Genomic DNA, 7,154 nt, shown 5'->3' on the forward strand with positions numbered 1-7,154 from the left:
TTTTATAATGTTTATTAACAGTACAATTAATATATGGGATAATAGAAGAAATACACGAGATAAAACGAGGTGATTCTCATGGGGAAAATAACAAAAAAAGATAATCAAGAATTCAAAAGATCTCTTAAGAATTTTAAAAATGAATCAGATATAGAAAATGCATACAAACGAATATTCCAAAAAAGATATATAGATGGAAATCCAAATGCTACATTACATAATGCATATGGTAGTGATGGATTTTTGAGATCAGGTGATTTAGTTTTAGCGTTGAGAATGTTAATGGAGTTTAAACAAAATTTAGACTTATTAAAAGTTTCATCTAGAGCAAGGATTATTGCTCAAGTAATTTATTATTTAAAACAGTTCGAGTTAAATGGCGAAGAGCTACCAAACGTAATTTTTAGTGGTGATGAAGATGAAATGTTTGTAGTATATGCGCCTGTACTTTATGACTATTTAAAAAAAGATTTAGATTGGAGTATTGCACCAAGTGACGCATGGATTAAAAATATAGATTTAATGAATCAATTAAACAATGACCCTAACCTTTCAACTTTCGTATTTGATATCAATACAAAGGGGTTTGATATAAATGATGTATTAAATGCTATTGATAGTTTGGTAAACAATGATGGAGTAATGTACAAAATTAAAGTTACAGAAAAAAACATAAGAATTGTATTTGATGAATTTGTAAGATTCATTTTTTCACGTGATAGAAAAGTTAAAGTAGGAATTAATCCAGAAAAACAACCACATTTGCTCGTTTCAATCTTTATTAATTCTATAATAGGTAATCCAAATATTTATCCTGTACCAACAAAAAGAAACGTACTACAACTTCCTGATAAAAGTGAAATTTCTATCGATACCAACGCTTATGGTGCATTTTTTTCAAGATATGAAAGGAAATATACATTATCTGAGCAAGATCATATTAAATCAATAGCAGATCAGTTAATAGAAGAGACATCAAGACGCTTTGCTGGAGATTTCTGGACACCAACTGTTTGGGCAAATAGAGCTAATGATATTATTTCTGAAGTAATAGGAGATAGTTGGAGAAATGACTATGTTGTTTGGGATCCAGCATGTGGAACGAAAAACTTAACTAGGGATTATTTGTTTGACAATCTTTATTGCTCAACACTTTATCAAGAAGAATTAGATATTTCGAATGATTATAATCAAAATTCAAAAAGTTTTCAGTATGATTTTCTTAACGATGATATAAATATCAATCCTGAAAGTAATCCTTATGAAATCAAAATGCCTATAGAATTATTTGAGTCATTAAAACAAAATAAACCGTTTATCTTCTTGGCGAATCCACCATATGCAACAGCAAACAATGCAGGATCTAAAGGAACGTCGAAGAAAAGTGTTGCAATTACTGAAATCAACAAATTAATGAAATCAAATGGTTTGGGTAAGGCATCACAACAACTTTATGCACAATTTTATTATAGAGTAATAAAATTAGTTGAGGATTTTAATCTTACAAATGTTCATATAGCGTTCTTTAGTAAATCTCAATTTATGAACGGTGGAGATTATTGGACTCATTTCAATAACAAATTATTTAGTAACTTTAAATTTCAAAAAGGTATTTTGTTTAATGCTGGTGAGTTCTCAGATGTAAGTAATGATTGGGCAATTGCATTTAGTGTATATAAGAATAGAGATATTATAAAAAATGATTATTCTAAACTATTTCCTATGTCAGTAGAACATTTAGAAATAGATGGTATAGTCCAAGATAGAATAAAAGTTATTGAAGAAATAGAGCAAGATAAATTTTTGTCAGAGTGGGTAAGAAAAAATACTGATATTAAAAGAGAAAATATGAATGAACCATACCCACGTTTTTCATCCGCATTTAATATAAATGAATCTATGAACTTTAGGGGAAGATTATTACAGGGATCAATAGGTTACATGGTATCTGTTGCAAATAATGTATATAAATCGCAAAGAGATGTATTTATACTTAGTGGTTGTGCTTATATGGGAAATGGAATTTCGATAACTAAAGAAAACTTTAATAGTATAGCCATCACTTTTGCCACAAGAAAAGCAGTGAGACATGACTGGATAAATGATATGGATAATTTTAAAGCCCCAGATTTTAGAAAAATAACAGATATAGAAAAGGATGAATTTATATCTGATTGCATTATATATTGCCTGTTTAATATAAATGCAAGTTATCAAACTTCTCAAAGGGATATAATTTATAATAATCAATCATTTGATTTGAATAACGAAATGTTTTTCATGGGCATAGAAGACATAAAGAAACTAGCTGAAGATAACTATAATTATGATATAGAAAGTCAACTTAGATTTGAAAAAGGAGAAAGATATGTTTATTCATTAATTAAGACAATGAATATAAGTAAGGAAGCTACTTTAGTATATGATCATGCAGTGGAACTTTTAAAAGTTTCATTTAAGTATCGCAATTTAGCAAATGAAGATCATCCAGAATGGCATGTTAACAATTGGGATGCTGGTTTCTATCAAGTATTTAAATTAATTAATGAGTATAAAATTGAAGGATTTGATGAGTTCAAAAATTCGTATAATGATTTAGAAAGAAAAATTGAGAATAAAGTATATGAATTAAAGATGCTACAAATATAGAGTTAGTATACAAAATTAATAATTGAAGGAGGTTAAAGAATGTCGAAAGAAATATTTATGAAATATAGTAAAATTATCGTTTTCGATATAGATACAGCACTAGATATGTTAGATCAAGAAAATGAAGGTAGGTTAGAGTATTTTGAAAGAACGACAAAAAGTAAAGCTTTTAAGCTACTGGGAGATGTATTGGGTGGACTTAATAAAGAACAAGTGGATGTTAATATGAGAGCAATAATGAAACTTGAATTTGATAAACATATTACTAAGGAATTAACTAATACTGTAAAAACAGATTTTATATCAAAAATTGAATCTAAAATTAATGATTTTAACTTGAAATACATTCAAGATTATAATTTGTATATATTAGAAGGAACTACTACATATTTAAAAACACTAGTACCAGTTACTAAAGTTATAAAGGATTTTTCGAAATTACAAAACGGTAATGAATTTGAAAATATTGAGTTTACTAAAATGGAAGAATTAATCGATGAAATGAAATCATATCATGAGTTTGTTGCATATAAAGCCAATTCATATAAGATAATACGTGTAAACCCTAAACATCTTCGAAGTGACTATAAGCTCTCGGATTTAAGAAATATGAAAATGAATATAGTTGGTGTTGTAATAGGAGAAACTACTATTAATGACATAATGTTTGATGCAATTATGGAATCTGATGATCAAAAAATTGAAGGGAATCTACAAATTAAGAACTTAGAAGATCAAATTGACAACATTAATAACGATAGAAAATCAGAAAAATATCAAAACAATATTAAACTAAATAATTTTGATAAAAATAAAAAAGTAGAAATAATAGATGTAATCATAGCAGGTATAAAGTAATGGGAAATAAATTTATTAAAATCGTAACAGGTGATATAAATCAATTTTATGAAGAGAAGAAAGGTAATTTCTTTATCAATTTTTTAGATGTAATTGAGAATTTAAAAAGCTTATTTAATGGGGATGAAAGTATATTAAATGCTTCCTTAGGATTAAGTAAGGATTTTATTATTAATGAAGGAAGTGTGAAAAGACTTACCAGTAGCTTCGAAAGTGAATTAGGAATGTTGATAAAACCACTTAAAGAGGAGGGTTTTTTAGAGAGAATATATATAATCAATCCAACAGTAACTTTAAATGAGAGTATTAAGAAATTATATCCCGAAAATGTTGATGAGATAAAATACTCATTCTATTCATATAAAAACGATGATATTATTAAAAGTTATAAAATTACGAATTCTGAAATACGTGGCCAGGAAAAAGCAATAAAAAAAATACATTCTAGTCTTATTAATCATAACAATTCAAATAAAACTAAGGTTTTCTTGTTATATGGACCTGCTGGTGTAGGTAAAACTGAGAGTATTAAATCCATTGCAAAAATTTTGTTTGGAGACGATAAATTAAAGAGAATACAATTATCTATGCAAAATGATACAGAAGGATATAACTATATCTTTGGAAATAATAAGCACAAAAAGAGTTTATCTGAAGATATATTGAATCGTAAAAGTAATTTTATTTTATTGGATGAGTTTGATAAATGTCCTGCTAATACCTATAATGCATTTTATCAAATGTTCGATGAAAATATTTTTAAAGATAATCATTTCCAAATAGATCTTAGTGGAACAATTATATTTTGTACTACGAATTTTAAAGATAAAAACAATATTAAGAACATACTAGGATCTGCGCTGTATAGTAGAATTGATGTTTTTGTTAAATATGAAACCATTGATGAAAAAATTAAGTATGAATATCTTGAAAAATTATATCATAAATTAATTTCAAAATATGATGAAAGTACAAAAGAAACATTACTATCATCAGGACTATTAAAAGTACTGTTAAAACAAGATATAAATAAGTTGAGTATGAGAGAGATTGATAGCATGACAATAGAAAGTATAAATAGATATTTATTTAATTGTTTATTAGAAAAAGAATTATATCCACAAATCCATGAATAAAGGAGCTTATTAAAAATTGACTAATATTGAAAAAAAATTTATCATAGTAGTATAGTTTTAAATACTGAGTTATATACTGCAGGAGAATTTCTTTTTGATGGACTTAATAAATTGATTAATGTGAGTAATTATCAGTCTAATTCAGAACCTAAAATATTTATGGCTTATTACTTAATTTCTGTAGGTATAGAAAGACTACAGAAAGTTATTTTAACCCTTTCATATAATTACATTGAAAATGAAGATTATAAAATATATTCTAAAAAAGTAAAAAAAGCATTATATAGTCATAACCATGAGAATTTAAATAATATGATAAGAGAATATACAAAAATAGATTATAAATTCTCAAAAGACGATAATAAATTAATTTCAAAGTTGATGGATTTTTACAACAACGAAAGATACTCAAAATTTGATTCGAAAACTGCTCATGACACAATTTATCAATTTCATACAGGACATCAGTTTAAACCATTCAAACAAGACTTATCTTTTTATGAAATTTTAGAACGAATTTTTTCCAGTATTGAAAGAATATTGACAACCTATTTTGACTTATTAGAAAAATTACAAGAAAACATGAATAATTATATAGGAGAATGTAGTTCAGACACAAAAATATTTGTTTTGAAGAATTACTCTAGAAACTTAAAGAAATATTTTACTTTATTTAAATATGCAAAATATGAATTTAATAATACTAAGTTTGGAAATGGAGGTAAAACTCCATTTTTATTAGATGGACACACTCAGTTAAGTGAAATTGATTCATTTTTTGATGGAAATGGTCAATTTTTGGTGGATTGGTTAATTCAAGTATATTTAACGAAGTATTATTCCCATGATGATGAAATAATTCCTTTTTATAATGAAGATGAAGGTTTTAAAGAAAACAATAAAATTACGGATGAAATAATAGAGTATTATTCAAATAGATATGAAGAATTTCGAGGAATTTAATAATAAAGAATTTTATCTCTTTTAAGAAAAATTAAAGAATTTTGAACTGTGAAATTGTGAAGCGCTCAATTGAGTCCTCTATATATTTATTTGTGTAAAATTTTTTGGATGAATTGTTTAAAATTAATTAGTGTAAAATCGGCAGCGGTATTACGTGAAAATAAATGTTCTAGATTATAAATATTAGAAGGTATAATCGATAATTATATCGTAATTCTAATTATTAATATAAAGAATATATATCGAAACCAGAATTAATATATTAAATTTTAATTATACAGATGTAAAAATATTAAATGTTTCTAATAGATTATTTAGTCAGTGGAATTTTTTAATACTCAATATTGGAAATTTGACGAACTTAATGGTGAATTTATATGTCCTAATAACAAAAGAATAGGTTTTAAAAGATATGCATACCGTAATGATAGATATGGTTTTAAACGTGACTTCAAACTATATGAATACGATGACTGTTCAGCATGTTCTTTGAGTCAACAATGCATGAAGCAAAATTCGAAATCCAATAAGAAAATCATGAAGAATCATAATTGGGAATACTTTAAAGCCTAAATTAATCAAAAGCTTTCTAAACCAGAAACGAAAAAAATCTATAGTCAAAAAAATTGATGTAGAGCCTGTTTTTGGATTTATGAAAATTGCAGCTCAATGAGCTGTATATTATCAAATACACTTCAAAAAAGCAGATTTCTATCAAATAATTAATAGAAATCTGCTTTTTTACATTGGTTAAGAATGAACTGCACCCAAAATCCAGTAGACAATTAAATAATTAAAATAAGCATTACTTTACCTAAAGAGTTCAATTTAAAATTTTTGGATAAGGTGTTAGACAATATTTGATTGTACATTTGGCTAATGTGGTGATATTTGACAATCATACAATAGCTGATTCATTACTAGATAATGAATTGTTTTTATAATATGTAACTATACTACTTCTTTTACTAATATAAATGCCTAAGTAATCATTAAAAAACCTTCATTTGAATAAGTGAGAAGTTAAAATCCTTTCTCATTTCATTTTCCTATACATGATTTCAAGAAACCAACATACTACAAACGAATTTCAACAGGCAAGAGTAAAGTTCACCTGTTTCTTTAAAGGATTTAAAATCCAAGATCTTGTAAAAGTTTACTTCTCTCTATACCTAAAAAAATAAAATCTATCGTCATAGATTCTTTCATAGCTAATCTTAGTATTTTTTGCGTTTGTGTGGGGAATATGGAATGTGTAGAGAATAAATGAACACTGTTTTATTTATTGTCTCTGGAATAGAACGAATTTAAATATGAATCATTGGTTTACACGTATAATTTGTACATGCTTAACTAATCAAAAGTGTACATTATTAAATTGTCATTTAGCTTACGTAGGCCGGACGATAAACGCACGATAGTGTTCTAATCATAGATATTCAAGGGAAAGAACGACCTGACGATAACTCAAGAACCATGATTTAAGAGTATTATCAAAATAAGACTTGTGGTAGTAAGTCAAGGTGGTGATTGAAAGATTAATGCTAG

The 7,154-nt window shown here is 26.3% G+C and carries 4 protein-coding genes and 1 pseudogene; all 5 read left to right on the forward strand.

The window, feature by feature from the left end:
* The first annotated feature begins 78 nt into the window (after nucleotides 1-78).
* A complete protein-coding gene (locus tag CD116_RS01980) occupies nucleotides 79-2,649 on the forward strand; it encodes a hypothetical protein (RefSeq protein ID WP_047551248.1) in 2,571 nt (856 codons plus the stop codon).
* A gap of 39 nt (nucleotides 2,650-2,688) precedes the next feature.
* Nucleotides 2,689-3,507 carry a DUF6414 family protein gene (locus CD116_RS01985; RefSeq protein WP_047551245.1) on the forward strand — a complete coding sequence of 273 codons (819 nt, stop codon included), beginning with the start codon at nucleotides 2,689-2,691 and terminating at the stop codon, nucleotides 3,505-3,507.
* Nucleotides 3,507-4,643 (forward strand): AAA family ATPase, encoded by a 1,137-nt coding sequence (locus tag CD116_RS01990; RefSeq protein ID WP_051981585.1) that lies wholly within the window; start codon nucleotides 3,507-3,509, stop codon nucleotides 4,641-4,643. Before CD116_RS01985 ends, CD116_RS01990 begins: the two co-directional genes overlap by 1 nt.
* 159 nt (nucleotides 4,644-4,802) lie before the next feature.
* Complete coding sequence (locus CD116_RS01995; protein WP_167468362.1) at nucleotides 4,803-5,606, forward strand: hypothetical protein; 804 nt, start codon at nucleotides 4,803-4,805, stop codon at nucleotides 5,604-5,606.
* Between the two features lie 324 nt (nucleotides 5,607-5,930).
* Nucleotides 5,931-6,360: pseudogene (locus tag CD116_RS02000) on the forward strand (transposase); the annotation flags it as partial.
* Nucleotides 6,361-7,154: the final 794 nt, after the last annotated feature.

The organism is Staphylococcus schweitzeri (assembly GCF_002902405.1).
Taxonomy (GTDB): domain Bacteria; phylum Bacillota; class Bacilli; order Staphylococcales; family Staphylococcaceae; genus Staphylococcus; species Staphylococcus schweitzeri.

Excerpts from the sequence above, each read along its gene's own strand:
- CD116_RS01980 (WP_047551248.1), top strand. The coding sequence starts at position 79 with ATGGGGAAAATAACAAAAAAAGATAATCAAGAATTCAAAAGATCTCTT.
- CD116_RS01985 (WP_047551245.1), top strand. The coding sequence starts at position 2,689 with ATGTCGAAAGAAATATTTATGAAATATAGTAAAATTATCGTTTTCGAT.
- CD116_RS01990 (WP_051981585.1), top strand. The coding sequence starts at position 3,507 with ATGGGAAATAAATTTATTAAAATCGTAACAGGTGATATAAATCAATTT.
- CD116_RS01995 (WP_167468362.1), top strand. The coding sequence starts at position 4,803 with ATGGCTTATTACTTAATTTCTGTAGGTATAGAAAGACTACAGAAAGTT.